The sequence below is a fragment of the Brevundimonas diminuta genome, from assembly GCF_050310045.1.
GTDB classification, from domain to species: Bacteria; Pseudomonadota; Alphaproteobacteria; order Caulobacterales; family Caulobacteraceae; genus Brevundimonas; species Brevundimonas diminuta_F.
Window position 1 is genome coordinate 2,508,926 of the sequence record NZ_CP190005.1, and the last position, 26,607, is coordinate 2,535,532.

26 protein-coding genes and 2 tRNA genes are annotated in these 26,607 nt (G+C 67.2%); 12 read left to right on the forward strand and 16 right to left on the reverse strand.

Translation table 11 applies throughout. From position 1 onward, the window contains the following. The first annotated feature begins 40 nt into the window (after nt 1–40). Nucleotides 41–1,471: a metalloprotease TldD gene (gene tldD / locus ACORJG_RS12065; protein WP_427789319.1), complete on the forward strand. Its 1,431-nt coding sequence runs from the start codon at nt 41–43 to the stop codon at nt 1,469–1,471. 7 nt (nt 1,472–1,478) lie between these two features. Here tldD and ACORJG_RS12070 read toward each other — a convergent pair whose 3' ends face one another. Continuing rightward, on the reverse strand, nt 1,479–2,450 hold the full coding sequence (locus tag ACORJG_RS12070; RefSeq protein WP_427789321.1) for a TraB/GumN family protein: 972 nt from the start codon (nt 2,448–2,450) through the stop codon (nt 1,479–1,481). A 144-nt stretch (nt 2,451–2,594) separates the two neighbouring features. Between ACORJG_RS12070 and ACORJG_RS12075 the strand changes: the two genes are divergently transcribed. After that, on the forward strand, nt 2,595–4,643 hold the full coding sequence (locus tag ACORJG_RS12075; protein ID WP_427789323.1) for a TonB-dependent receptor plug domain-containing protein: 2,049 nt from the start codon (nt 2,595–2,597) through the stop codon (nt 4,641–4,643). 139 nt (nt 4,644–4,782) lie between these two features. Here the strand turns inward: ACORJG_RS12075 and ACORJG_RS12080 are convergent, their stop codons facing one another. Next, nucleotides 4,783–6,549: a peptide MFS transporter gene (locus ACORJG_RS12080; RefSeq protein ID WP_427789325.1), complete on the reverse strand. Its 1,767-nt coding sequence runs from the start codon at nt 6,547–6,549 to the stop codon at nt 4,783–4,785. A gap of 100 nt (nt 6,550–6,649) precedes the next feature. Here ACORJG_RS12080 and ACORJG_RS12085 point away from each other — a divergent pair, with 100 nt between their 5' ends. Further along, entirely contained in the window at nt 6,650–7,930 is a 1,281-nt protein-coding gene (locus ACORJG_RS12085; protein WP_427789327.1) for an N-acetyltransferase, read from the forward strand. Nucleotides 7,931–7,954: 24 nt separating this feature from the next. On the opposite strand, the gene mscL is transcribed toward ACORJG_RS12085, so the two are convergent. The 6 genes from mscL to aroA form a co-directional block, all read right to left on the reverse strand. Beyond that, on the reverse strand, nt 7,955–8,365 hold the full coding sequence (gene mscL, locus ACORJG_RS12090) for a large-conductance mechanosensitive channel protein MscL (protein WP_427789329.1): 411 nt from the start codon (nt 8,363–8,365) through the stop codon (nt 7,955–7,957). 42 nt (nt 8,366–8,407) lie between these two features. Continuing rightward, nucleotides 8,408–8,698, reverse strand: coding sequence for an integration host factor subunit beta (locus ACORJG_RS12095; protein WP_427789331.1), 291 nt, complete (start codon nt 8,696–8,698; stop codon nt 8,408–8,410). Nucleotides 8,699–9,008: 310 nt separating this feature from the next. Continuing rightward, nucleotides 9,009–10,706, reverse strand: coding sequence for a 30S ribosomal protein S1 (rpsA, locus tag ACORJG_RS12100; RefSeq protein WP_346528664.1), 1,698 nt, complete (start codon nt 10,704–10,706; stop codon nt 9,009–9,011). 186 nt (nt 10,707–10,892) lie between these two features. After that, on the reverse strand, nt 10,893–11,543 hold the full coding sequence (gene cmk / locus ACORJG_RS12105) for a (d)CMP kinase (protein ID WP_427793040.1): 651 nt from the start codon (nt 11,541–11,543) through the stop codon (nt 10,893–10,895). Continuing rightward, nucleotides 11,540–11,863 carry a hypothetical protein gene (locus ACORJG_RS12110; protein ID WP_427793091.1) on the reverse strand — a complete coding sequence of 108 codons (324 nt, stop codon included), beginning with the start codon at nt 11,861–11,863 and terminating at the stop codon, nt 11,540–11,542. The genes cmk and ACORJG_RS12110 overlap by 4 nt, the downstream gene beginning before the upstream one ends. Then, the gene (gene aroA / locus ACORJG_RS12115) at nt 11,844–13,175 is read right to left on the reverse strand and encodes a 3-phosphoshikimate 1-carboxyvinyltransferase (RefSeq protein ID WP_427789333.1); all 1,332 of its coding nucleotides are present in this window, start codon (nt 13,173–13,175) and stop codon (nt 11,844–11,846) included. The genes ACORJG_RS12110 and aroA overlap by 20 nt, the downstream gene beginning before the upstream one ends. A 135-nt stretch (nt 13,176–13,310) precedes the next feature. On the opposite strand from aroA, the gene ACORJG_RS12120 reads away from it, so the two are divergent. The 3 genes from ACORJG_RS12120 (at nt 13,311) to ACORJG_RS12130 (ending at nt 14,150) form a co-directional block, all read left to right on the forward strand. Continuing rightward, nucleotides 13,311–13,775 (forward strand): TIGR02300 family protein, encoded by a 465-nt coding sequence (locus ACORJG_RS12120; RefSeq protein WP_427789335.1) that lies wholly within the window; start codon nt 13,311–13,313, stop codon nt 13,773–13,775. A 131-nt stretch (nt 13,776–13,906) separates the two neighbouring features. After that, nucleotides 13,907–13,982, forward strand: a tRNA-Ala gene (locus ACORJG_RS12125). A 92-nt stretch (nt 13,983–14,074) separates the two neighbouring features. Further along, nucleotides 14,075–14,150: transfer RNA gene (locus ACORJG_RS12130), tRNA-Ala, on the forward strand. 62 nt (nt 14,151–14,212) lie between these two features. On the opposite strand, the gene ACORJG_RS12135 is transcribed toward ACORJG_RS12130, so the two are convergent. Together ACORJG_RS12135 and ACORJG_RS12140 are read right to left on the reverse strand one after the other, a co-directional pair. After that, entirely contained in the window at nt 14,213–15,829 is a 1,617-nt protein-coding gene (locus ACORJG_RS12135; RefSeq protein ID WP_427789337.1) for an acyl-CoA dehydrogenase family protein, read from the reverse strand. Between the two features lie 72 nt (nt 15,830–15,901). After that, nucleotides 15,902–16,633, reverse strand: coding sequence for an alpha/beta hydrolase (locus ACORJG_RS12140; RefSeq protein ID WP_427789339.1), 732 nt, complete (start codon nt 16,631–16,633; stop codon nt 15,902–15,904). Nucleotides 16,634–16,781: 148 nt separating this feature from the next. Between ACORJG_RS12140 and ACORJG_RS12145 the strand changes: the two genes are divergently transcribed. Then, on the forward strand, nt 16,782–17,840 hold the full coding sequence (locus ACORJG_RS12145) for a FecCD family ABC transporter permease (RefSeq protein ID WP_427789341.1): 1,059 nt from the start codon (nt 16,782–16,784) through the stop codon (nt 17,838–17,840). Beyond that, nucleotides 17,837–18,625 carry an ABC transporter ATP-binding protein gene (locus ACORJG_RS12150; protein WP_427789343.1) on the forward strand — a complete coding sequence of 263 codons (789 nt, stop codon included), beginning with the start codon at nt 17,837–17,839 and terminating at the stop codon, nt 18,623–18,625. Before ACORJG_RS12145 ends, ACORJG_RS12150 begins: the two co-directional genes overlap by 4 nt. Nucleotides 18,626–18,710: 85 nt before the next feature. Here ACORJG_RS12150 and ACORJG_RS12155 read toward each other — a convergent pair whose 3' ends face one another. The 4 genes from ACORJG_RS12155 to ACORJG_RS12170 form a co-directional block, all read right to left on the reverse strand. Further along, nucleotides 18,711–19,781 (reverse strand): YncE family protein, encoded by a 1,071-nt coding sequence (locus tag ACORJG_RS12155; protein WP_427789345.1) that lies wholly within the window; start codon nt 19,779–19,781, stop codon nt 18,711–18,713. Between the two features lie 35 nt (nt 19,782–19,816). Continuing rightward, the gene (locus ACORJG_RS12160; protein WP_427789347.1) at nt 19,817–20,956 is read right to left on the reverse strand and encodes an ABC transporter substrate-binding protein; all 1,140 of its coding nucleotides are present in this window, start codon (nt 20,954–20,956) and stop codon (nt 19,817–19,819) included. A 114-nt stretch (nt 20,957–21,070) separates the two neighbouring features. Continuing rightward, on the reverse strand, nt 21,071–21,484 hold the full coding sequence (locus tag ACORJG_RS12165) for an ArsR/SmtB family transcription factor (RefSeq protein ID WP_427789349.1): 414 nt from the start codon (nt 21,482–21,484) through the stop codon (nt 21,071–21,073). Further along, entirely contained in the window at nt 21,481–22,122 is a 642-nt protein-coding gene (locus ACORJG_RS12170) for a peroxiredoxin (protein ID WP_427789351.1), read from the reverse strand. The genes ACORJG_RS12165 and ACORJG_RS12170 overlap by 4 nt, the downstream gene beginning before the upstream one ends. Nucleotides 22,123–22,214: 92 nt before the next feature. Between ACORJG_RS12170 and ACORJG_RS12175 the strand changes: the two genes are divergently transcribed. Genes ACORJG_RS12175 through ACORJG_RS12190 form a run of 4 tightly spaced genes read left to right on the forward strand, consistent with a single transcriptional unit; the run spans nt 22,215 to nt 25,735 of the window. After that, nucleotides 22,215–23,183: an MBL fold metallo-hydrolase gene (locus ACORJG_RS12175; RefSeq protein ID WP_427789353.1), complete on the forward strand. Its 969-nt coding sequence runs from the start codon at nt 22,215–22,217 to the stop codon at nt 23,181–23,183. Between the two features lie 51 nt (nt 23,184–23,234). After that, nucleotides 23,235–23,648, forward strand: a complete 414-nt coding sequence (locus tag ACORJG_RS12180) for a TIGR01244 family sulfur transferase (RefSeq protein ID WP_303697779.1) — start codon at nt 23,235–23,237, stop codon at nt 23,646–23,648. 3 nt (nt 23,649–23,651) lie between these two features. Then, nucleotides 23,652–24,935 (forward strand): NAD(P)/FAD-dependent oxidoreductase, encoded by a 1,284-nt coding sequence (locus tag ACORJG_RS12185; protein WP_427789355.1) that lies wholly within the window; start codon nt 23,652–23,654, stop codon nt 24,933–24,935. After that, nucleotides 24,935–25,735 (forward strand): sulfite exporter TauE/SafE family protein, encoded by an 801-nt coding sequence (locus ACORJG_RS12190; RefSeq protein ID WP_427789357.1) that lies wholly within the window; start codon nt 24,935–24,937, stop codon nt 25,733–25,735. Before ACORJG_RS12185 ends, ACORJG_RS12190 begins: the two co-directional genes overlap by 1 nt. 24 nt (nt 25,736–25,759) lie before the next feature. Here ACORJG_RS12190 and ACORJG_RS12195 read toward each other — a convergent pair whose 3' ends face one another. Continuing rightward, nucleotides 25,760–26,038, reverse strand: coding sequence for a DUF6356 family protein (locus ACORJG_RS12195; RefSeq protein ID WP_427789359.1), 279 nt, complete (start codon nt 26,036–26,038; stop codon nt 25,760–25,762). A 110-nt stretch (nt 26,039–26,148) separates the two neighbouring features. After that, nucleotides 26,149–26,604: an Lrp/AsnC family transcriptional regulator gene (locus tag ACORJG_RS12200; protein WP_427789361.1), complete on the reverse strand. Its 456-nt coding sequence runs from the start codon at nt 26,602–26,604 to the stop codon at nt 26,149–26,151. Nucleotides 26,605–26,607: the final 3 nt, after the last annotated feature.

Sequence of the window (26,607 nt, forward strand, 5' to 3'; positions counted from 1 at the left end):
CCCCCGTGACGCGGCGCTCCTCAGCCCCTATCTAGCGTGCATGAGCACCGTCGCCTCCCCCTCCCCCATCCTCGACGCCGCGGGCGTAGCCCCGGACGAGGCCCTGTCTATCCTGCAGACCGCGCTGTCGGGCGCCGACGACGGGGAGCTGTTCCTAGAAAAGACCGAGAGCGAATCCCTGGTCTTCGACGACGGGCGGCTGAAGGGCGCCTCCTACGATGCTGTTGAAGGTTTTGGCCTGCGCGTCGTGGCTGGCGAGACGGCCGGTTACGCCCACGCCAATGAAATCTCCGCCGCCGCCATTCGCCGCGCCGCCGACAGCGCCGCCCTGGCCAAGCGCGGCTATGACGGAATCGCCGCCGAGGCGCCGCGCGACACCAACCAGCGCCTCTATGATCCGGTCGATCCGCTGCTGGCCCCGGCCTTCTCGGACAAGATCGCCCTGCTGGCCGAGATCGACGCCTGGGCCCGCACCCGCGACCCGCGCGTGGTGCAGGTTTCGGCCTCTCTGGTCGGCGAGCGCCGCGCCATCGACATCCTGCGCGGCGACGGGCGGCTGCTCAGCGACCTGCGCCCGCTGGTCCGGCTGAACGTCTCCGTCACCGTCGAGAAGGACGGCAAGCGCGAGAGCGCCTCGTCCGGCGCGGGCGGCCGCGCGGGCTTTGAAGAATGGATCGCCCCCGAACGCTGGCAGGCCCAGGTGGACGAGGCCCTGCGTCAGGCCCTGGTCAATCTGGAGGCTGTCGACTGCCCGGCGGGCGAGATGGACGTGGTGCTGGGCGCGGGCTGGCCCGGCGTCCTGCTGCACGAAGCCGTCGGCCACGGCTTCGAGGGCGACTTCCACCGCAAGGGCTCGTCGGTCTTCACCGGCATGATGGGCAAGCGCGTGGCCGCGCCGGGCGTCACGGTCGTGGACGACGGCTCCATCGCCGGTCGTCGCGGCTCCCTGTCGTTCGACGACGAGGGCACCCCGACCTCGCGCACCGTGCTGATCGAAGACGGCATCATGGTGGGCCTGATGCACGACCGGCTGTCGGCGCGTCAGCTGAACGCCAAGGCCACCGGCAACGGCCGCCGCCAGTCCTTCGCCCACACGCCCATGCCGCGCATGACCAACACCTTCATGGAAGGCGGCAGGGATTCGCAGGCCGAGATGATCGCCTCGACCAAGCGCGGCCTCTACGCCGCCAACTTCGGCGGCGGCCAGGTGGACATCACCAACGGCAAGTTCGTTTTCCAGTGCACCGAGGCCTATCTGATCGAAGACGGCAGGATCACGGCGCCGGTGCGCGGCGCCACCCTGATCGGCGACGGCGCCACGGCCCTGACCCAGATCCAGATGATCGGCGACGACTTCGCCTTCGACCCCGGCGTCGGCACCTGCGGCAAGGCGGGGCAAGGCGTTCCGGTCGGCATCGGCCAGCCCAGCCTCAAAATGGGCGGCCTGACCGTGGGCGGCACGGCGGTCTAGACGCCCTCTAGCGCGCGGCGGGCCGCCAGTCCGGCCCGTCGACCTCATAGCCTTGCGCCTCCAGCCCCTCCAGAACCCCGCCCGGTTCGGCCAGGGTGCGCAAGGGGGCCACCGCCAGCGTCAGACCCGGCTGGGCCAGAGCGTCCGCAATGGCGTCGGTCCACTCTGCGCGCAGTTGCGGCCCGACCTGCGGATCGCCCCACGGCCAGCAGCGGTCCACCGCCTGATCGACCGGCGAGGCCAGCACCTCGGCCACCCTCAGCCCGCTCCACGCCTCGGCGCGCAGGCGCACGGCCTCCGGTCCGAGTTCAGCCGCTGAAAGCGCGGCGCGCAGGCATTCACGATGGCTCTGCGGCGGGGCGGCGATCAGGCTGTCCACCAGATCAGCGCCGCGCACCACGCCGACCGGACTGATCGGCACACGCGCCTTGCGGGCGGCGCGGCGCACGGCGTCCGTGGCGCCGACGGGGCGCGAGCCCTTCTCGCCCGCCTGATCCTGAATCAGATCGATGGCCAGCAGCAGCAGGCTCTCACGGCGCCAGCGGTCGTTCTTCGCATCGGCCATCAGCGCCTCCAGCCGCGCCTGATCCTGAACGCTCAGATAGTCGGCGGTCGTCGTCCCTTCGGGCAGCCAGCCGATGGTGCGGATACGCCACATCAGCCGCAGCACATCGGCGGGCGAGGCGCGCCCACGCTGAGGGAACAGGATGCGGTCGGCGCGGGCCGCCGCGTCCTCCAGCGCCTGCGCCCGCCATTCAAAACCGCGCGGCCCCTCCTCGATGGAGCCGACCAGGATCATCACCCCTTCGCCGTCGCGCCGCACCGTCCACATGGGGGCGCCCGCCCGGCGGGCGGTGACGACGACCTCGTCCACGCGGACGGACGTGTCTCCCTGTTGTTGAGCAACAGAAGCGGCTGGTGCAGCGGTCGATGCAAGCAGCAGGGCCGACAGGGCGACGGGAAGAAGACGGGTTTTCATGGTCCCTAGTCTATAGCGCCCAACAGACGCCCGATATGAACATTCCGTAATGCTGTCAGCGATTTAATCCACCTGTCCGGCTTGTAACTGGCGATCAGCCGCCCCCGCCGTCACACCTCTGCCGACACCGAGGGAGAGGACCAGATGACCCCCAAGAGCGCCCTGCTGGCGACCACCGTCCTGTTGCTGATTGCGGCTCCGGCCGTCGCCGTCGCGGCCGAGGCGCCGCCTGCGCCCGCGCGCCAGACGGCCGCCCCCGGCGATCAGGCGGTATTGATCTTCACGCCCGACTTCTTCGCCCATGCGCGTCCGAATACGGCGCTGGACATGGTCAACCGGGTGCCCGGCTTCTCGGTCAACGACGGCGGCGACGCGCGGGGCTTTGAAGGCGCGGTCGGCAACGTCCTGATCAACGGCGCCCGCCCCGCGTCCAAGAACGACACCGGCTCCAATGTGCTGGGCCGCACCGTGGCCGCACAGGTCGAGCGCATCGAACTGATCCGGGGCGGCGCGCCGGGCATCGAGATGCAGGGCTATTCCGTCGTCGCCAACGTCATCCTGAAGAATACGGTCAGCCGCGAGCATATCCTGACGGGCAACGCCTTCCTGTTCGAGGGCGGCCAGGATCTGTTCGGCGGCTCCTATCAGTTCACCGAGCGCCGGGGCGACCGCACCTGGGGCGTGACCCTGAGCGACGGCATCTCCAACAGCGATTCCAACGGCGCCGGCCCCGTCGTCCGTGTCGGCCCGAACGGCGAGACGCTGCGCAACGAGGATTACTACAACGACGGCTATGGCGGCGGGAACTCGATCCGGGGCACTTACGCAGGCCCGCTGATGGGGGGAAAGATCGACCTGACCGCGCGCTACGGCATCAACGACTGGCACAACATCAACCGCCAGACGGCGACGGGCGTCCGGCGTGAAAGCCTCTATGACGAAGACAGCACCAGCGGCGAGTTCGGCGCGGTCTATACCCGGCCTCTGTCCGAAAAGCTGAAGCTCGAGACGCGCTTCATCCATGAGTTCAAGGATTTCGACTCGGTGTCCACCTCGCGCACGCAACTGGCGGGCGTCAACGACCCCGAGCAGCGGTTCAGCGCCGATGGCGTCTCGTCCGAGACCATCCTGCGCGGCATGGTCCGCTATCAGCGCTCTCCCTCGCTGGACTTCGAGGGCGGCGGCGAGTTCGCCTTTAATACGCTGAAGGTCGATCAGGCCTATTCGGTGGGCGGCGCCCCCGTGGCCCTGCCCTCGGCCTCGGTCAAGGTCGAGGAGACGCGCGGCGAACTGTTCGGCAAGGCCACCTGGCGCATCCATCCGAAATGGACATTGGAAAGCGGGCTGCGGCTGGAATCCTCGACCATCAGCCAGTCCGGCGACGCCGCGCAGGAAAAGAGCTTCTTCTTCGCCAAGCCACGCCTGCTGGCGACCTGGACGCCGATGCCCAACAACCAGCTGCGCCTGCGGCTGGAGCGCACGGTGGGCCAACTGGACTTCGGCGACTTCGCCGCCTCGGCACAGTTCGCCGATGAAAAGGTGCTGGGCGGCAATGCGAACCTGCAGCCCGAATCGCGCTGGGTCGGCGAGCTGACCTATGAAAAACGCTTCTGGGGCGAGGGCATCGTCAGCATCGGCCTGCGCCATGACGAGATTTCGGACGTGATCGACGTCATCCCGCTGGATGGCGGCCTAGCCGCGGTCGGCAACATCGGCGACGGAACGTGGGACCAGCTGGCCCTGACGGTCACCATCCCGACCGACAAACTGGGACTTGCGGGCGGCAAGTTCAACTTCAAGAACACCTGGAACCATACCGAGGTCACCGACCCCACCACGGGCGAGATCCGTCCCATCTCCAACGTCCGCGCCAGCCAGGCCAACATCTCCTTCCAGCAGGACATCACGCGCTGGAAGATGCAGTGGGGAGCGACCTGGATCCCGCTGCTGGGCCAGAAAGGCTATGAACCCGATCAGATCGCGGGCTGGCGCGGCCACGACTATTACGAGCTGTGGGGCGAGTATAAGCCGACGCCGACCCTGGCCATCCGCGCCCAGGTCAACATCTGGGACGACTTCAACGTCGAGCGCACCGTCTTCGCCGATCGCGACACCCGGCCGATCGCCTATGTCGAGAACCGCTTCGTGGATCCGCGCACCTTCTATCAGATCCGTCTGCGCAAGACCTTCTGATCCAGCAGAACAGAACCCTGCATCCCGGCTTTGGTCCCCACCGTGAAGCCTGGACAAACGGGCGGATCAGACCAACTGAAAAGGGCGGCGCCTCCTGCGAGACGCCGCCCTTTCCTTATGCCTTCAACCGATCAGGCGATCAGTGAACGCCCGCCATGCCCTTCTTGAGCAGCGGCGACAGCAGCAGCAGGACCACGCCCACGCCGACGCCCGTCATGCCGATGGTGCCGAAGATGGAGCCATAGGTCTGCAGCGCCAGTTCCGGGTTGGTGACGACGCCCGCCACCGTATCCGTGGCCGTGGCGGCGGCGATCCAGCCGGCGACGATGTGGGCCACCGACGACGACAGGAACCACACCCCCATCATCAGGCCGACCACGCGCGCCACCGACAGTTTGGTGATCATCGACAGGCCGACCGGCGACAGGCACAGCTCGCCGATGGTATGGAAGGCGTAGGTCAGGAACAGGATCATCAACGGTACGCGGAACTGTTCGTTGAAGTTGTTCGCCGCCGCCCACGACAGCAGCAGGAAGCCCGCGCCGACCAGCATCAGGGCCACCGAGAACTTCACCGGCGTCGACGGTTCGCGGTTGCGCTTGCCCAGCCACACCCACAGGGCCGCCATGATCGGGCCGCCGATGACGATGACGCCGGGGTTGAACATCTGCGTATAGCCGGCGTTGAACCAGCTCGGCATCTGGGTCGACTGGTCCGCAAACAGGGTCAGGGACGAACCCGCCTGTTCGAACAGGGCCCAGAACAGCACCGAGAAGAAGATCAGCACCTGGGCCACCAGCATCCGCGACCGCTCGGCCCCGCTCAGCCGGAAGACGGTGTAGCCGACCACCGAGACGAAGGTGATCATGGCGACCGGGATCAGGATGGTCTGCACGATCTCGTGACGCTGCATCAGCATCCACACCGGGAAGACGGCGACGATGCCCGCGATCCAGAAGAAGGCCTCGACCGGCACGCCGACGATCGAGCGGCCCTTCAGCGGAACCGGCGGCCCGCCCCGGCCCTCGAGCCAGGATGTTCCCAGCAGGAAGGTCAGCAGCCCCAACAGCATGCCGAAGCCCGCCAGACCGAAGCCGTAGGCCCAGCCGTAGGTGAAGCCCAGATAGGAACAGGCCGCCGTCGACAGCAGCGAGCCCAGGTTGATGCCGACGTAGAAGATGGTGAAGCCCCCGTCGCGACGCGGGTCGTTCTCTTCATAGAGGGCGCCCACCACGGTCGAGATATTGGCCTTCAGGAAGCCCACGCCCATGATGATCAGCGACAGGGCCAGGAACAGCACCGGCTCGCCGAAGGCGGTGTCGCGCTTGGTCTCGACCTTATAGCCGCCTGCGGGAGTGAAGGCGGGGAAGCCTTCGCTGACAGCGGCGACGGCCGCAGCGTCCGCCGCCATCGCGGCCGCCGGTTCAGCGCCGACACGCGACACGCCCTTCGGGTTGATGGTGATCTGGACCCGATTGTCGCCGTCGACGGCGTACATGGTGCGGTTCTGGTCGCGGCCGTCGACCTCGATCTGATAGGTGCGCTCGCCGATGGTCAGGCTTTCCTTGCCGCCCGATCCCTCGAACGCCATGGTGAAGTGACCGGCCACCAGCAGGACCGCGCCGATAATCACCGCCTTGCGCGCGCCCAGATAGCGGTCGGCGATCATGCCGCCCAGCACCGGCATCAGATAAACCAGGGCGGCATAGGCGGCGTAGATGCCCTGCGCCTCGGCCGGTCCGAACAGGAAATGCTGGGTCAGGTACATGACCAGCAGCGCCCGCATTCCATAGTAGGAGAAACGCTCCCACATCTCGGTGAAGAACAGGACCACCAGCCCCCGCGGGTGACCCAGGAAGGTCTTGCGTGGCGCCTCGAGCGCGCCCCCTGCGTCCGTCGTGCTCAACGGCAAGCTCCATCTCTTGCGCCCCCGACGGGCGCGGAAGCGCTCAGGAACAGCACGCTCACGGACTGCAAACAAGCGTTAACAACGAAATGCGGCCTTCATGATGTCGCAGTTTCGGTCGGTGAACTTCACCTTATGCGTGTCATTAGCCGAAATGATACGCTTTTCGGGACAAGACAGTGCTGACGCACCTTCCGTGCCCGGAGAACCCTGGATGTCTATCCGCCCGGTCCAGCCATCAGATCTGGACGCCATAAACGCCCTATACCGCAGCGTGTGGTGGCCGGAGCGGTCGGCTGAGGGGTGGAAATGGCTCTGGTCCAACCCGATCGCAGCGGATCACAAGGCGGACCATGGCTGGGTTATCGACGCCGGTGACGGCCCGGCGGCCTGCGCCGGAAACTTCATCCAGCGCTTCTGGCAGGGCGACCAGATTTTTTATGGCGCAACGGGCTATTCCATCGTGGTTCCCCCGACACAAAGAGGGCGCAGCCGTGACCTCGTCCGCGCCTTCGTCGACCAGCCGGGCTGCTTCGCAAAATACACGTTTAACGCGAACGCACGCTCCAGCCCGCTCTACAAGCGCTTCAGGATGACGGCCTGGCCTCCGGAGACACATGACATCAAGTTGTCGTGGCTGGTCGCACCTCTTGCCTGCCTTTACGGACGCGGCCTGCGTCATGTCGTTGACCACGCACCGCGCGTGGCCAGTCTTCTGGGAGAACAACTCTCTCCCTTCCCGCGTCTCGCCCCCGCCTGGAGCCGTCACCGGGCCGAAAGCAGGATGTCGCCGCATGTGTCGGTCATCCGCGACCCCGCCGGCGATCCCGATTACGCCCGGTTCTGGGAAGCCCTGCGCCGGGAAGGTCGGCTGATCGCGGACCGCAGTCCCGAAATTCTCCGCTGGCGCCTTTCGGATCCTGACCTGACCGTCCCGCCCCTGGCCCTCGCGCACCGCAGCCAGGGCGGCATCACGGGTTTCGCACTGGCCATGTTGAACAAGCAGACCCCGCTGGATCCGCCCGTTCTGGAGGTCATCGACCTTGTCGGCCTCAGCGACAGTCCAGACGCCATACCCGCGCTGGTTCAGGGTCTGCGCGCGCTCGCCCCGACGTTTGGCGCCGCCAAGCTGCGCCTGCAGACCGTCTCTCCGCAGATACTGAAATCGCTCGGCTCGCTGGCGGACAAGGCGCACAGGGAAGGCGGCTGGGGACACTGTCATGTCGCCTTTGACGCCGGAATGCAGGACGCCGGATGGAGCCCCACGCCTTATGATGGCGACTATTCCTTCTGTCTGCGGCCGCTGCCCCATCGCGCCAGCGCGGCTCTACGGCTGGCTGCGGGGCCTGTCCGGCGTCAGGAAATTGAGGCGAGGACCTGACGCGGCCTCCGTCCAATCGTCAAATCAGCCCCGCGCTTTCAACTCGTCGCGGATTTCGGCCAGCAGGGTTTCAGTCGGGGTCGGGGCGGCGGGCGCCTCAGGCTCGGCCTCCTGCTCACGACGCAGCCTGTTGATCATCTTGACCATCATGAAGACCACAAAGGCCACGATCACAAACTGGATCACCGTGTTGATGAAGGCGCCGTACTGGATCGCGACCTTCTCGACGCCCTCAGCAGCGTTTTCCGGCTTCAGCACCCATTCCAGCTGCGAGAAGTCCACCTGTCCCAACAGCAGACCGATCGGGGGCATCACCACCTGATCGACCAGGCTGGTGACGATCTTGCCGAACGAGGCGCCGATGATGACGCCGACCGCCAGGTCGACGACATTGCCGCGCGCGGCGAATTCCCGAAATTCGGTCAGCAAGCTCATGATGGCTCTTTCCTCGTCATATTCAGAGATCCGTTCTCGGGATCAGGCGTCGCCTGATGCGTTGAGGCGTTCGCGCAATTCCTTGCCGCTCTTGAAGAAGGGCACGGCCTTGGCCGGGACCTCAACCGTTTCGCCGGTGCGAGGATTGCGCCCAGTCCGCGCCGGGCGGCTCCGCACCGAAAAGGCGCCGAACCCACGTAACTCGACACGGCCGCCGTCGGAAAGCGCCTCGGTCATGCGGTCAAGGATCACATTCACGACCCGCTCCACCTCCGCATGGGTGAGGTGCAGGTTCTCAGCCGCCAGCTTCTCGATCAGTTCAGACTTGATCATTCAGGCCCCCCGCCATGGTTTCACCGTCCGGGACGACACCCTAACCGTCTGTCGCCACAGGAAGAAAGAGGCAAAACGTATCGTCGTGCAGGTTTCTTGCTTTCGATGCGGACAGGTTTCGCCGCCCACGGCCCTCCCGGCAGCAGAAAAACACGATCCGCATTGAGAGCGATTCCCGAAATGGGTCATCGCAGACGACTTCACTCAAAGAGCAGCCTCATCGCTCACGCCCCGCATGGGCGGGCTTAAGCCAAAGAAAAAGGGCGGCCGGATCGCTCCGGCCGCCCCCTTTCCCTTGGGATAGGAAAACCTATTCCTTCGACGCGTTCTTGAGCGCGGCGCCCAGGATGTCGCCCAGCGAGGCGCCCGAGTCCGACGACCCGAACTGTTCGATGGCTTCCTGTTCGTCCTTCATCTCGAGCGCCTTGATCGAGACCGAGACGCGGCGCGTGGCCTTGTCGACGGCGGTGATCATGGCGTCGACGCGGTCGCCCACGGCGAAGCGCTCGGTGCGCTGCTCGTTGCGGTCGCGCGACAGGTCCGACTTGCGGACGAAGGCCGTGACCGGCGCGTCGTCTTCACCGAACTTCACCTCGATGCCGCCGGTCTCGATCGCCGTCACGGTGACGGTGATCTGCTGACCGCGCTTGTAGGTGTCGCCTTCCATCGGGTCGCCGCCGAGCTGCTTGACGCCCAGGGAGACGCGTTCCTTCTCGACGTCGACGTCCAGGACCTTGGCCTTGATCATCTCGCCCTTGCGGTAACGCTGGATGGCTTCTTCGCCCGACACGTTCCAGTCCAGGTCCGACAGGTGGACCATGCCGTCGATGTCGTTGTCCAGGCCGACGAACAGGCCGAACTCGGTGGCGTTCTTGACTTCGCCCTCGACGGTCGAACCGACCGGGTGAGCCTCCAGGAAGGCCTCCCACGGGTTGTTCTGAGCCTGCTTCAGGCCCAGCGAGATACGACGCTTGGCGCTGTCGACGTCCAAGACGATGACGTCCACTTCCTGCGAGGTGGAGACGATCTTGCCCGGGTGGACGTTCTTCTTGGTCCAGGACATTTCCGACACGTGGACCAGGCCTTCGACGCCAGCTTCCAGCTCAACAAACGCGCCGTAGTCCGTGATGTTGGTGACGCGGCCGGTGTATTTGGCGTTGACCGGGTATTTGGCTTCGACGCCGTCCCACGGATCCGACTGCAGCTGCTTCATGCCGAGGCTGATGCGCTGGGTGTCCGGGTTGATCTTGACGATCTGGACCTTGACGGTGTCGCCGACGGCCAGGACTTGCGACGGATGCGACACGCGCTTCCACGACATGTCCGTGACGTGCAGCAGGCCGTCGATGCCGCCCAGGTCGACGAACGCACCGTAGTCGGTGATGTTCTTGACGACGCCTTCGCGGATTTCGCCTTCCTGCAGCTGGCCGACCAGCTCCGTGCGCTGTTCAGCGCGGGCTTCTTCCAGAATGGCGCGACGCGAGACGACGATGTTGCCGCGCGGACGGTCCATCTTCAGGATGGCGAAGGGCTGTTCCTTGCCCATCAGCGGGCCGACGTCGCGCACCGGGCGGATGTCGACCTGCGAGCCCGGCAGGAAGGCCGAGGCGCCGCCCAGGTCGACGGTGAAGCCGCCCTTGACGCGACCGACGATGGCGCCGTTGACCGGGTGGCCTTCGGCGAACACGGCTTCCAGACGGGTCCAGGCTTCTTCGCGGCGAGCCTTGTCGCGGCTGATGACGGCCTCGCCCATCGCGTTCTCGACGCGCTCCAGGTAGACTTCGACGTTGTCGCCGACCTTGGGCAGGACAGCGCCTTCGCCCTGGCCGAACTCGCGCATGGCGATGCGGCCTTCGGTCTTCAGACCGACGTCGATGATGACGATGTCTTTTTCAATGCCGACGACGCGGCCGTGAACGACCTGGCCTTCGCCAAGGTCGCGGCCCTGCAGTTGTTCGTCGAGGAGCGCGGCGAAATCGTCGCGGGTGGGGTTGAGGGTTTCAGTCATGGAAACTCTTGAGGTTGATGAAAGGCGAAACGCGCACGACCGAGCGGACGTGTGCGAATGGGGTGTAAAAAGAAGAAGTCAGGTCGTCACGAAACGAGGCGACACGCGCTCGATTAAAGCGCGAAACAAAAGCCAGAACGCCCGCGGCCGTCGAGGAGATCGGTGCGTTGGATTCGCCCGGCGGGATCAGATCCCGGCCCTGGCTCGCGCCGCCTCGACGATACGGCGGGCCGCATCGAAGGCGGCCTCTATACCCATATCGGTCGTGTCCAGCAAGACGGCGTCGTCCGCCTGGACCATCGGGGCGTCGTCGCGACCGGCGTCACGGGCGTCGCGGCGGCGGATATCCTCCAGCATATCGTCGAAGGCGATGACCTCGCCGCGCGCGGTCAGCTGCTTCCAGCGACGATCGGCCCTCACCTCGGGGCTGGCCTTGATATAGAGCTTGGCCGGAGCGTCCGGCGCGATCACCGTGCCGATGTCCCGCCCGTCCAGCACCGCACCGCCCGTCTGGGCGGCGAAGTCCTGCTGCAGCTTCAACAGGGCCGCGCGCACGCCGGGATAGCTGGCCACGCGGCTGGCGGCCTCGCCCGCGCCGCGATCGGTCAGGCGCGCGTTGTCGCTCAAGCTGGTCAGATCGAGCGCCTGCGCCGCCTGCGTCGCCGCCTCGGCGTCGCCCAGATCTCCGCCCGCATCCAGCACCGCCAGCCCCACGGCGCGATACAGCAGCCCCGTGTCCAGATACGGCAGGCCATAGTGGTCGGCCAGGCGCGCGGCGATGGTGCCCTTGCCGGATGCGGCAGGACCGTCGACGGCGATGACGAGCGCTTGGGTCAGGCTTTTCTCTCCTGTGTCAGTTCCCGGATGGCGATCAACAGGCAGAGGATCACCACCCCCGTCGTCACAAGGACGACGACGCCGTAGAAGCCGTTCAGCGTCCAGAACACAAGCGGCCTCTCGCTCAGGGCGACATCCGGCCCCTTGCCGTGCCGCAGCAGGCCGGTGTGAAGCGCACACCACACCTCGGCCCCGCCCCTGTAACAGCCCCAGCCAAGAGCGATAGCAATCGCCAGCATCTGGACGCCGGTCCAGAAACCCGACCGCCCATCAGATTCGGCGGCCTCGAGTTCGGCCGTTTCAGGCACGATCGTCCGCAACAGCCCCGCCCAGCCCGTTCATCATCTCGACGAAGCCGGGGAAGCTGGTGGCGATCATCTCGGGGTCGCGGACCGAGACAGGCTGCTCCGCCGCCAGACCCAGCACCAGATGACTCATGGCGATGCGGTGGTCGTGGCCGGTCTCTACGGTCGCGCCGCCCTTCACCGGACCGGGCGCGCCGGTGACGATAAAGCCCTCCGGCTCCTCTTCCACCCGAACGCCGCAGGCCGACAGACCCGCCGCCATCAGGGCGATGCGGTCGCTTTCCTTGACGCGCATTTCGCCGATGCCGCGCATGACGGTCGCGCCGTCCGCAAAGGCCGCCGTCACCGCCAGGATCGGGTATTCGTCGATCATGGAGGCCGCGCGATCCTCCGGGACCACAATCCCCTTCAGCGCCGAATCCCGGGCGGTGATGTCGCCGACCTCTTCGCCCCCGGCCATGCGGCGGTTGGCGATGGTCAGGTCCGCGCCCATGTCGATCCAGGTCTGGAACAGGCCCGTGCGCAGGGGATTGAGCATCACCCCTTCAACCGTCACCTCGGCGCCTGGAACCACCAGGGCCGCCGCCAGGGGGAAGGCCGCCGAGGACGGATCGCCCGGCACGACGACGTGGGTTCCCTTGAGTTTCTGACCGCCGGGCAGGCGGATGCGCCAGCCTTCGCCCTCCTCGCTCACTTCGACCTCGGCGCCGAAAGCGCGCAGCATACGCTCGGTATGGTCGCGGCTCTTTTCCAGCTCGACCACGACCGTGTCCCCGTCCGCGTTCAGCCCGGCCAGCAGGATGGCCGACTTGATCTGGGCCGAGGCGACGCTCTGAACGAACGTCAGCCCCTTCAGGCCGCCGCCATGAAGCGTCAGCGGCACCCGATCCTCGGCCGCATTCCAGTCAAAGCCCGCGCCCATGTCGGCCAGCGGCCCGGTGACGCGCTTCATCGGGCGTTTGCGCAGGGAAGAGTCACCGTCGAACGTCGCCGTCAGTTCATAGCCCGCGACCGCGCCCATCAGCAGCCGCACGCCCGTCCCGGCGTTGCCGCAGTCGATAACCGCGTCCGGCGAGCGCAGCGGACCACGCCCTTCGACCCGCCAGCGCCCATCGCCGATCCGCTCGACCGAAGCGCCCAGCGCCTGCATCGCGCGGCCGGTGGCCAGGATGTCGTCGCCTTCCAGAAGGCCTTCGATTTCAGTGGTTCCCTCGGCCATTCCGCCGAAGATCAGAGCCCGATGCGACATCGACTTGTCGCCCGGCGCACGGACCACGCCACGGAGGCTGGAAGCGCGGGACGCGGTGAAGGTCTGGGGAGTGCTCACCCTGATGCAGGCTCCGGATGTCAGGAAAGCCGCGAAGGCGCGGAAAAGAAGGCTTTTGACAGCGGCCCCGTCGGGTGGCAAGGGAGCCGCCCGATTTCCCGCGTTCCAATTCACCCCCGCCGAAGGTTTATGCCCGTGGCCAATCCCGAACTGGGCCAAAAGCAGCTCTGCCCGAACTGCCAGGCCAAATTCTACGATCTGAACCGTCGCCCGGCGCATTGCCCCAAGTGCGACACCGAGTTCGACCCGATGGAAGAAGCCGTCCGCAGCCGCCGTGCACGTCGCGGCGCCGGCTTCGCCGCTGACGACGAGGAGGCCGAAGATCAGGTCGCCGACAAGTCCGCTGACGCCGACGAAGACGAAGAAGACGCCGAAGGCTCCACCCCCGAAATCGATCAGGAAGGCCATGAGCCGATCCTGACGCCGGACGATGACGACGGCGAACCGGGTGCGGACGACGCCGGCATGGGCTCGGCCGATGGCGACGATGACGACGACGTCCTCGACGATGACGACGACGATTCCGTGCCCTTCATCGAAGACGAAGACGACGACGATCTCGAAGAAGAGCTGGCCAAGCCGTCGCGCGACGACGACTAAGCAGCAAGGTTCGGAAAAATAAGCGGAAAAAAATGTGTCAGACCCGCTTGATCTTCAAAACGGCCTGACCTAGTTTCCGCGCCTCGCCGGGGGGCGACTTTCTCTCCCCGGCGGGACCGACCGAAAGGTTCGGGGCTTTAGCTCAGTTGGTAGAGCGCTTGCATGGCATGCAAGAGGTCAGCGGTTCGACTCCGCTAAGCTCCACCATCGAAGGCCTCGCGGAACGCCCGCGGGGCCTTCGTCCTTTCCAGACGCCTCAGTCTGATCCGGTCGACGACATGACCAAGCCGATACGGCCTGGGGCTTTAGCTCAGTTGGTAGAGCGCTTGCATGGCATGCAAGAGGTCAGCGGTTCGACTCCGCTAAGCTCCACCACCGAAGGCCTCGCGGAACCCCCGCGAGGCCTTCGTCCTATCCGGCGCTCTTTTTCTTGACACTCAGGCAGGCATCGCCCGGTCCAGCACCGCTCGCTGATCCACCTGCGCCTCATGGGCCCCGTAGGCCATGCCGCGCGGGCGCAATCTCAGCGCGATGAAAGCCTCGGCCGAGGGGCTGTCCATCTCCAGCAGGGCCGCCGCCTGGACCGCCAGCGCCAGCCGTTCGACCGCCAGCCGCGCCCCCGCCTCGTTCGCGCCCAGGTCCAGCCCGGCGATAAAGCGGTCATAGTCAGTCGACTTCCCGGCCTGCGACGCCAGCCAGTCGCGCAAGGCCTCCACGCCTTCAGGCTCTCGTCCCGCCGCGCGCAGCACGTCCAGCGCGATGACATTGCCCGAGCCTTCCCAGATGGCGTTCAGCGGCGACTGGCGGAACAGGCGCGGCATCGGGCCGGTCTCGACGTATCCGGCGCCGCCCAGCGCCTCCATCGCCTCATAGACCATGTTCGGCGCGCGCTTGCAGACCCAGTATTTGGCCACAGGAGTCAGCAGACGCCCCACGGGGTCATCGGCGTCGAAGGTCGCCGCCAGCCGCATCGACAGCGCCGTCGCCGCCTCGCTCTCGACCGCGAGATCGATCAGGACGGCGGCCATCATCGGCTGGTCGATCAGCCGCTTCTGGAAGGCGGTGCGGTGGGCGGCGTGCCACACCGCCTGCGCCAGCGCGCCCCGCATCTGCAACGCCGAGCCGACCACGCAGTCCAGCCGCGTGTGCTGGACCATACGGATGATGGTGGCGACGCCCCGCCCCTCTTCGCCCAGCCGCTGGGCCAGCGCGCCGTGATACTCGACCTCGGACGAGGCGTTGGAGCGGTCGCCCATCTTGTCCTTCAGCCGCATGACGCGGAAGCCCGCATTGCGCGTCCCGTCCGGCAGCCAGCGCGGCAGGATGAAGCAGGTCAGGCCGCCCGGCGCATAGGCCAGCGTCAGGAAGGCGTCGCACATCGGCGCCGAACAGAACCATTTATGCCCAGTCAGACTATACCAGCCGGCCTCTCCGACCGGCTCGGCGCGGGTGGTGTTGGCGCGCACGTCCGATCCGCCCTGCTTCTCGGTCATGGCCATGCCGATCGTCACGCCCGCCTTCTCGACCGCCGGACGCGAGGCCGGATCATAGCGACCGGACAACACGCCCCGTATCCACGGCTCGCCCACGGCCGGATCGGCCTGAAACGCCGCTGCCGAGGCATAGGTCATGGTCATGGGACAGCTGGTCCCCGAATCCGCCTGCCCCGTCAGAAACAGGATCGCAGCATGCAGCAGATGCCCGTTCGGCGTCCCGTCCCAGGCGCTGGCGGCCAACCCCGACCCCAGCCCCAGATCCATCAACTGATGATAGGCCGGATGAAACGTCACCTCATCGATACGGCGGCCGTAACGGTCATGCGTATCCAGCACCGGCGCCACCCGATTGGCCTGCACGCCCCAGTCGATCACCTCGGCCGAGCCGCACCGGCGCCCCAGATCGGTCAACCGTTCAGAATGCTCGCCGCCGCCCCAGCGCTGCACGGCGTCGTGCAGAGCCTTGTCGCCGGTGAACAGGTCGATGTCCTCCAGCGGCGGAACCTGATTGGCCACCTCATGGGTGTCGAGACGCTCGATGGGACGAAAGGCGGACATGGGCGGGCCTCCTAACTGAAGCAAGGAGGATGGCATGGGCGGGCGAAGGCCGCCAATGCAGGAAACGGCGCCTCAGCCCCGGTAAGGCGCAGCGAAGCGCAGGATGGACGGCAAAGCCGCATAAGGGGTCGAGCCGTGATCTTCGTCTTCAAACACCCGCAAACTTACGCCGCCGCGCGCCGTCAGATCGCGAGCGTTGGAGATCATGCGGCGTCCCAGATGGGCGAGCGGCAGACCGTCCATTTCCTCGCGCGCGCCGACGGCGATCAGCAGGTCGTCCTGCGTCCCCGGCTGCGTCTGCGGCTGGGCGGCGATGACCGCCGGGTTCCACCAGATCGACGGGCTGACGGCGACATGGCGGGCGAAGGGCGCTCGCGCCGCCCGCGCCTCCAGAACGAACAGGCCCGACATGGAATGGCCCATCAGCACCGACTGCGCCGGATCGGCGCCCAGTTCAGCAAGGCGCGGCAGCACCTGCGTCGTCAGTTGCGCCAGCAGGGCCGCGCCGCGCGGCTCGGGCGTCTGGCCTTGAGGCCCCGGCGTGAAGGCATAGGCGGCGACGCGATCGGTCACGACCGACAGGGTGACGCCCGCCACCATCATCGCATCCACCCGCGTCTTGGCCGAGCGCCGCAACAGCCGCCCCGCCACCTGTGCGGCGGCGTCGAAAAAGGCCTCGCCCTCCAGCAGCACCAGCACCGGCCATCCGCCTTCCGGTCGCTCGCCCTGCGGCGTCATCACGCGCACGTCGATGGCGGGCGCGCCATCGACAGCAGGCAGGCGGATGGCATAAGGCTTTGTCATATCGGCGGTCTGATCGGGTTTCTGGCCGGGTTTCTGGTCGGTCTTCCGCATGTCGGAGAGGGCGTTCGGGGTCAACGTCATACGCCCACCCTAGCCCATCTCGTCGCAGACATGTATTGCGACGCATTCTCTGAGTGGAGTTCGTGCTTTGGCGAACGCTGAAAACGCCCTGCCCGAGGCGGTCGTCGCCTATTCCAAAAGCGTGCGGACCAAGCTGTTCGCCATCGCTGTTCTGGCCGTCATAGCTGTGGCGGCCCTGCTGCTGGACATCGCCACCGGCCCCTCGTCCCTGTCGCCGCTGACAGTGCTGCAGGGCGTGTTCGATCCGTCCAGCCTGACCACGGCCCAGCAGGCCATCGTCTGGCAGGTGCGCCTGCCCTACGCCCTGATGGCGATGATGGTCGGGGCGGCCCTGGCCCTGGCGGGCGCCGAGATGCAGACGGTGCTGAACAATCCGCTGGCCAGCCCCTTTACGCTGGGCGTCTCCTCGGCGGCGTCGTTCGGGGCGTCGCTGGCCATTGTCCTGGGGCTGGGGTCGTCCTTCATCGGCGCCGACTGGCTGGTGCCGCTGAACGCCTTCGTCTTCGCCTTCGGCTCGGTGCTGGCGCTTCAGGCGCTGGCGCGAATGAAGGGGTCGGGCATCGAGAGCATCGTCCTGTTCGGCATCGCGCTCGTTTTCGCCTTCAACGCCCTGACGGCGCTGGTGCAGTTCCTGTCCTCGGCCGAGGCACTGCAGCAGCTGGTGTTCTGGACCATGGGATCGCTGTCGCGCGCGACGTGGAGCAATGTCGCGGCGTTGGCGGTTGTGCTGGTGGTGGTGACGCCCTTCTCGCTTTTGTCCTCGCGCGCGCTGACGGCGCTGCGTCTGGGCGAGGACCGGGCCATGAGCTTCGGCGTCGATGTGAAGCGCCTGCGCTTCCTGTCGTTGCTGCGGGTCAGCCTGCTGTCGGCGACGGCCGTGGCTTTCGTCGGCGCCATCGGCTTCATCGGACTGGTCGGGCCGCACATCGCCCGTCTGCTGGTGGGCGAGGATCACCGCTACTTCCTGCCCGCCAGCGTGCTGGCCGGAGCGGTCATCATGTCGCTGGCCTCGGCGGCGTCCAAGATCATCGTGCCGGGCGTGCTGATGCCCGTCGGCATCGTCACCGCCGTGATCGGGGTGCCCGTCTTCCTGCTGCTGATCTTCCGCAACGGAGGCCGGGCATGAGCGAACTGACGATCAGCGGCCTCGACGCCGGATACGGCGGCCAGCCCATCATCAGCGGCTTCAGCCTGCCGCCCCTGACCGCAGGCGAGGTCGTCTCCGTCGTCGGCCCCAATGGCGCGGGCAAGAGCACCCTGCTGCGCAGTCTGGCGGGCCTGATCCCGGCGCACGGCTCGATCCGGCTGGACGAGGCGGAGCTGACCCGGCTGTCGCTGGCCGACCGTGCCAAGCGCGTCACCTACATGCCGCAAACCCTGCCGCAGGGCGTGGCGCTGACAGTGCTGGAGACGGTGGTCGCCTCGATCCGCGCCACGCCCCTGCGCGGCGCCGTCTATACCGACGCCCAGGCGGCCGAGCGCGCCTATGAGGTGCTGCAACGCATCAACGCCGAGGCTCTGGCCGGGCAACGGCTGGACCGGCTGTCGGGCGGACAGAAACAGCTGGCCGGGCTGGCTCAGGCCCTGGCGCGCGAGCCGCGCCTGCTGCTGCTGGACGAGCCGACCAGCGCGCTGGACCTGCACTATCAGCTGCGCGTGCTGGACCTGGCGCGCGAGGCGGCGGCTGAACGGGGCATGACGGTGATGATCGTCCTGCACGACCTGCAGGCGGCGGCGCGTGTATCCGACCGGATCGCCGTCATGGCCAAGGGGAAACTGGTCGCCTTCGGCGCGCCGGACGAGGCGATCACGCCGGACATTCTGGCCGAGGTCTATCGCGTCTCGGCCCGCGTCCAGCGCTGCGACCGCGGCGTGCTGCAGGTGATGATCGACGACGTTCTGGCGGGCTGAACTCCCCACCGCAAATCTCTCTGAGCCAAGAAAAAGGCCCGGCTGCATCTGCGGCCGGGCCTTTCCATATGCGGTTCTGATGGGATCAGGGACGGATCAGCGTCACCACGTCGCCGGTCGGGTCGACCGGGACCGGCGTGCCGGCCGGGGCGTTGCGCGGCAGGCCCCGCGCCTTGTTCGAGACGTAGACGGCGTTGGTCGCGCGATCGATGGCGATGGTCTGGGGGAAGGTGCCCGTCTGCAGGTTCGCCTTCACCGCATAGGTGTCGGAATCCAGCACCGTCACCGTTCCGGCGACGCGGTTGGCGACATAGATCTGTTTGACCGCGCCGTTATAAGCGACGCTGAGCGCGCCCTCGCCCGTCGCCGCACGGCCCAGCAGGGCGCCGGTGTCGGCGTTCAGCACCGTCAGCTCGCCCGACTTCTGATTGGCGATGAACAGGCGGCGGCCTTCGGAATCGACGGCGATGTTGATGGGGGTGTCGCCCTGCGTCGACCACTGGCCCACGGCCTCGCCGGTCGCCAGATCGATGGCGGCCACGTCGTCGCTGCCCATGCCGACGACATAGAGGCGGTTGTTGGCGCCATCCAGCGCCGCGCCGGTCAGGCTGCCCACCGGCGTCATGATGGTGCGCTCAACCTTGTTCGTGGCGCCGTCGATGACCCAGACCATGTTCGGCTGGGCCGCGTCGCCTGCGTCGCCGCCGACCAGAGTGACATAGGCCTTGTTGCGGGCCTCATCGACCACGACCTGACGAACGTGGGCGCCCTCCTGCCCCTCGTTGCGGATGGTGGCGATCAGACGGCCGGTGCGGGCGTCGATGGCCGTGACCGCGCCTGCGCGGGTGTCCGTGCCGTACAGGACCTGGGTGCGGGTGTTCAGGTTCAGGCCGAACAGCGGATTGGCCGACACATCGACCGAGGATTCCGGCGCCAGCGTCTGGCCGTTCAGGCGCACGACCTGAGCATTATTAGCGCCGCGCGGGCCGACGGCGGCGACATAGAGGTCGTTGTCAGCCGGGTTGAAGACGATCTCATACAGGCCGCCGGGAGCGACCTTGACGGTCTTTTCGATCGTCTGGGCCGAGGCGGTCGAGGCCATCGCCAGGACGGCGAAGGCGGCGGCGGTCAGAATGCCGTTACGCAGGATGGTCATGGCGGTTCTCCGGGGATGAATCAGGGGGCGGAACATCAGGCGGCCGGGACCAGATCGGTCCAGTAGTCCCCGCGATAGGGTACGGCCAGGAAGTCCTTGTTGATCGTGTCCAGCGTCGCGCGCGGGTCCAGATCGGCGAACAGTTCGGGCTGGATCCACTTGGCCAGGACTTCGGTGGCGACAATGTCGATGGGCGAGTTGATCAGCTGGTGCGACAGGCCGTGGACCTTGCCCTCGCGCACCGCCTTCAGGGTCGACAGGCCGCGCCGCCCGACCACGCGGCGCAGCGAGGCGCGCGAGGTCTCAGCGTCGTATTTCGGGCCGACGACGAAGCCGCCGGTCTTCTCAAGGTGCGGGCCGCCGGTGGCGATGTAGATGTCGGGGTCGCGCTCGACCACGAACTCCAGGTTCAGCTTGCCCGACGGCTGTTTCAGCACCTCGGCGCCGATGTTGCGGGCGCCAACGAAGGTCAGATAGTCGCCGATGTTCCCGGCGCCGACCGAGTTGCAGCAGTCCGGCCCGTTGCCCGCGTGGGCCTCCAGGAAGACCGTCGGCTTCTGCTCGTCCTTCAGCCCGGCGACGCGGTCGGAGATGGTCTTCAGCCTTGCCGCGCGGAAGGCGTTGTAGCGTTCCGCCTGTTCGCCCCGCCCGATCATGGCGCCCAGCAGGGTCAGGCTGCGAGCCTGGTTTTCAAACGGGTGCTGGAAGAAGTCGATATAGGCGACGCGCACGCCCGCCTGCTCCAGCTGGGCCGTCTGGGCGTCGGTCGGGCCGGAATCCAGCGACACCAGCGCCACGTTCGGCTGGGCGCCCAGCACCGCCTCGACGTTGAAGGCGGCGGCCGAACTGGGCGTCTTGGGCAGGGTCGCCAGCGCCGGGGACTTCTCCAGATAGGCGGCGTAGGTTTCCGGGCTGAGACGGTTCACATCCCCCGCCCATGCAGCCAGCAGGCTGACCGGATCGGGATGGATCAGCGACAGGGCGATCAGGAAACGGCTGTCGTCGATCGACAGCTTCGTCACCGGCGGGGTGATGGCCAGCGGCCGGTCGCGCAGGTCCATAAGGCCGGAGGCGGCGCCCGCCTCCTCACGCCGCGCGCACCCGGCGGCCCCGGCCGCCATCAGGGCCGCAGCGCCCATCAGAAGGGCCCGACGCCCCAGCTTCAACTCGACCATCGAATAGCTTCTCGCTCTTCACGAAACAGCGCCAGAGGCGCTTCGCCACATCGCTTAATGATAATCAGTTTCAGCTTCAATCACTGATTTGCTGCACGGCGCGAAGCCTCGGCATCAGCGCGACGGAATGATCCGGGCGAAGCGCGCCGCGTCTCCGGCGGGGCGACCGTGGTCCGGCGCCGTCTGTTCCTGACGCACGGCCTCGGTCAAAACTCTGGGGTCGTCGCAGAAGATACGATGCAGCATAGCCATGACGGCCTCGGCTCGCGCGTCGGCCAGCGAATAATAGATGGAGCGCGACTCGCGCCGCGTCTTCACCAGCCCCGACTGGCGCAGTTCGGCCAGTTGTTGCGACAGGCCCGGCTGGCGCAAACCCAGTTCCTGTTCCAGCTGGCCGACCGAACGCTCTTGCTGCGCGATATGGCACAGGATCAGCAGGCGGTTGGCGTTGGCCAGTTGCCGCAGCAGTTCGGCCGCCTCGGGCGCGGCGGCCTTCAACCGCTCCAGATCGGCGTCGGCGGGTTTCATCGCGGCCCCGGCTGATAATACCAGGCGTCATCGCCCGCCAGCACATCGCCGAAGTCCGTCGGCGCCGCTTGAAGCAGGGGCGCGCCCGGCGTCCAGCCTTCGGGCGCCGAAGCCCCTTCCCGATCCGCCGTCTGCAGGGCCGTAATCAGACGCAGCAGTTCCTCGACCGAACGGCCGACGTTCATCGGATACCAGCTGATGGCCCGCACCACGCCGTTCGGGTCGATGACGAAGGTGGCGCGCACCGAGGCGCTGTCGGGCGCCGCCGGGTCGATCATCCCATAGGCCTGGGCGATGACCATGGAGGGGTCTTCGATGATGGGAAACTCCACCGTCACGTCGAAGCGATCGCGGATGTCCTTCAACCACGCCAGGTGGGAATAGAGGCTGTCGACCGACAGGCCCAGCAGCTCGCAGCCGATCGCCGTGAAGTCCGCCTGACGCCGGGCCATGGCGATGAACTCGCTGGTGCAGACCGGGGTGAAGTCTGCCGGGTGCGAAAAGAAGGCCAGCCAGCGCCCGCGATAGTCGCTCAGCCGACGCTGGCCGCGCGTCGTGCGGGCGGCGAAATCCGGCGCCGCCTCATTGATCCGCAGAGGCCGCAGCAAAGGCGTGTCCGTCATCGAGTCGGTTTCCATGCCATAGGGCTACGCGTCGCCGAGGCGCAGCGCACCTTGAAAACAATTACTTGCATATAATATGTAAGTATCTAATTGCTTGATCCAGATCAATGCGGAGAGACGCCGTGACCGACGCCCCCATCGACCCCGCCCGCGATTATGCCCGTGATCACGCCAGGGAATTGATCGAGGCCGCCCTGACGAACGCGGCCCAGCGGCCCGTGGTCAAATCCTTCTTCGACCCCGCCACCTTCACTGTCAGCCATGTGGTGCGCGACCCCGGCTCAAACGCCTGCGCCATCATCGACAGCGTGCTGGATTACGATCAGGCGGCGGGCCGCACCTCGACCGTCTCGGCCGAGGCCCTGATCGCCTACGTCGAGGCCGAAAACCTCGAGGTCCAGTGGCTGCTGGAGACGCACGCCCACGCCGATCACCTGTCGGCCGCGCCCTATCTGCAGGAGCGCCTCGGCGGTCGGCTGGCCATCGGCCGCGACATCATCAAGGTGCAGGACGTCTTCGGCAAAGTCTTCAACGAGGGGACAGCGTTCCGCCGCGACGGCAGCCAGTTCGACCAGTTGTTCGACGACGGCGACCGCTTCGCCATCGGCGGGCTTCAGGCCACCGTCCTGCACGTTCCCGGCCACACCCCGGCATGTCTGGCCTATGTGATCGGCGACGCCGTCTTCCCCGGCGACACCCTGTTCATGCCTGACTACGGCACAGCGCGCTGCGACTTCCCCGGCGGCGATGCGCGGACGCTGTATCGCTCGATCAAGCGGCTGCTGTCCCTGCCCCCGGCGGCGCGCGTCTTCCTGTGCCACGACTACAAGGCGCCGCCCGACCGCACCGAGTTCGCGTGGGAGACGACCATCGGCGCCCAGCGCGAGGGCAACATCCACGTCCGCGACGGCGTCAGCGAGGACGAGTTCGTCGCCATGCGCACCGCCCGCGACGCCACCCTGTCCATGCCGCGCCTGATCCTGCCTTCGGTTCAGGTCAACATGAACGGCGGCCGCATGCCCGAGCCGGAAGACAACGGCGTCCGCTACCTGAAAGTGCCCATCAACGCGCTCTGACGCGCGCCCTTTTTCCTCAAGCCAGATTCCTCAAAGCCAGAGAACCGCACCATGGATATCCGCCCGCTGGAAGACCGCCTGCACGTCTCGCCGCAGATCCTGCCCGAGGAGGTCCCGACGGCGGCCGCCCAGGGCTATCGCGCCATCATCTCCAACCGTCCCGACGCCGAAGAGCCGGGCCAGCCGATGACCGAGGACATCCGCGCCGCCGCCGAGGCCGCGGGCCTGCCCTTCGTCCACATTCCGGTGCGCGGAGGGGCCATGACGCCCGACGACATCGCCCGCTTCAAGGCCGCGCTGGCAGAACTGCCCCAGCCCATCCTCGGCTACTGCCGCTCGGGCACCCGCACCACCTTCCTGTGGGCGCTGTCGCAGGCGGGCGAGCGCCCGGCCGAAGAGATCGTCGCCCTGGCCGCCGCCGCCGGTTACGACGTCTCGCCGCTCGGCCCGCGCCTGGAGGGCTGAGGCATGGCCCATCCGCAAGCATCCGAAACCTGTGACGTCCTGATCGTCGGCGGCGGCGCCGCCGGGATCGCCACGGCGGCCAGCCTGCTGCGCCGCCGCCCCGGCCTTGACGTGGTGATCGTCGAGCCGTCCGAGCGCCACTATTATCAGCCCGGCTGGACGCTGGTCGGCGCGGGCGTCTTTACGCCCGAGCGCACCATGCGCGAGACCTGCCGCCTGATCCCCACCGGCGCCCGCTGGATCAAGGACAGCGTCGTCGACTTCGCGCCCGAGGCCGATCAGGTGCGCCTGTCGGACGGCCGCCGCATCGGCTATCGCGCCCTGGTCGCCGCGCCGGGCATCAAGCTGGACTGGGACGCCATCCCCGGCCTGAGCCAGACGCTGGGCCGCAACGGCGTGACCTCCAACTACCGCTTCGATCTGGCGCCCTATACGTGGAAGCTGGTGCAGGAGCTGAAGGGCGGCCGCGCCCTGTTCACCCAGCCGCCGATGCCGATCAAATGCGCGGGCGCCCCGCAGAAGGCCCTGTATCTGTCGGCCGACCACTGGCAGCGCACCGGCGCCCTCAAGAACGTGGACATCGAGTTCCACAACGCCGGGGCCGTGCTGTTCGGGGTCAAGGATTACGTCCCCGCCCTGATGAAATACATTGAGCGTTACGGCGTCGACCTGCGTTTCAACTCGCGCCTGACCGCCATCGACGGCGAGGCGCGCAAGGCGACTTTCGCCGTCACCGACGCCGATGGGGCCATCAGCGAAATCGTCCGCGACTTCGACATGATCCACGTCTGCCCGCCGCAGACCGCGCCCGATTTCATCCGCAACAGCCCGCTGGCGGCCGACAGCGGCTGGATCGACGTCGATCAGGCGACGCTGCACCACACCCGCCTCGACAACGTCTTCGGCCTGGGCGACGCCTGCTCGGCGCCCAACGCCAAGACCGCCGCCGCCGCCCGCAAACAGGCGCCGGTCGTGGCCGAAAACGTCCTCTCCATGCTGGACGGCAAGGCGCTGAAGGCCGTTTACGACGGCTATGGCTCCTGCCCCCTGACGGTCGAGCGCGGCAAGATCGTGCTGGCCGAGTTCGGCTATGGCGGCAAACTGCTGCCCAGCTTCCCGTCATGGATGCTGGACGGGCGCCAGCCGACGCGCCGCGCCTGGCACCTGAAGGCGCAGGCCCTGCCGGAAATCTACTGGGTCGGGATGCTGAAGGGCCGCGAGTGGCTGTGCGCCCCCGACTGCGTCGAGCCGGGCGTCGCCCCCCGCGCACAAAAGAGCGCCGCCTGATGGGCGAGCCGCTCAGCCTGCTGCAATACGGACTGGGCGCCGGGGCGGGGTCGCTGGTCGGCTTCACCCTGGGCCTGGTGGGCGGGGGCGGCTCGATCCTGGCCGTGCCGCTGATCGTCTATCTGGTGGGGGTGAAAGACCCGCACCTGGCCATCGGAACCAGCGCCTTCGCCGTGGCCGCCAACGCCTTCGCCAATCTGCTGAACCACGCCCGGCATGGGGCGGTGAAGTGGAAGATCGCCCTGCTGTTCGCGGCGGCGGGCGTGGTCGGGGCGGCGCTGGGCTCCAGCTTCGGGAAGGCGGTGGACGGCCAGAAACTGCTGGCCCTGTTCGCAGTGCTGATGTTGGTCGTCGGCGCCCTGATGCTGCGCGGCCGCTCGGCCGCGGGCGACCCGGACGTGACCCTGACCGCGCGCAATGCGCCCAAGCTGGTCGGCACAGGAGCGGCGACAGGGATGCTATCGGGCTTCTTCGGTATCGGCGGCGGCTTCCTGATCGTGCCCAGCCTGATGGGCTCGACCGGAATGCCCATCTATTACGCCGTCGGCTCGTCGTTGGTCGGCGTGACCGCCTTCGGCCTGACCACCGCCTTCAACTATGCGCTGGCGGGTTGGGTCGACTGGCCGCTGGCGGCGGTCTTCATCGGCGGCGGCGTTCTGGGCGGGTTGGCGGGCGCGCGGCTGGCCAAGTCGATGTCCAGCCGCAAGGGCCTGCTGAACACCGTCTTCGCGGGCCTGATCTTCGTCGTGGCGATCTATATGCTGTATCAGAGCGCCGTGGCCCTGAACCTGTTGGGCTGAACCTGTTAGGCTGACGGGGCGCGATCAGGCCTGATCGACGGCCTGATCGCAGACCGCCGGATGGGCGGGAACACGGGCCAAATCAACACGGGCGGGATCGACGCGGTGCGTCACCATGCGGCGGTGCAGGGTGTTGATGATGCCGCTGCCCGTCTTGACGCACAGTCCCGGAAACACCGCATGGACGAAGCAGGCCATCGAACCGACGAACATGGCCGCCCCGAACGAGGCCGCCGCCCCCATGTGCTCGGTATAGGTTTCTCCGACCGAGGCCGGGTGATCGACAAACAGACGCTTGAGCATGAAACCTCCGCTACAGGAAGCGGATGATATTCCGATTGCGCGAAAGAATCATTGCTGTTCGACCTTCAAAGCTCAGGCTGGAGGAGAATATTATTCTCCGCAGTCGCGTCCTACAGCGGCAACGCCGTGGTGAACTTGATCTGCTCCATCGCAAAGCTCGACGACACGTCGTCCAGAGGCGTGATGGCGATCAGGCGGCGATAGAAGCGGTCATAGGCGGCGATGTCCTTGACCAGCACCTTGAGCAGATAGTCGACCTCGCCGCTCATCCGGTAGAACTCGACCACCTCGGGCAGAGCCGCCGCCTGACGGAAGGCCTCCAGCCATTCGGCGTCGTGCCGCCGCGTCTTCACCGAGACGAAGACCACCAGCGGCAGGTCCAGCGCCTCGCGGTCCAGCAGGGCCACGCGCGCCGCGATGATCCCACTGTCCTGAAGCCGCTTCACCCGCTTCCAGCACGGCGTCTGCGTCAGGCCCACCCGCTCGGCCAGTTCGGCGATAGGCACGGTGGCGTCTTCCTGCAGTATGGCCAGCAGGCGGCGGTCGATGGCGTCCAGTGCGCTCATGTC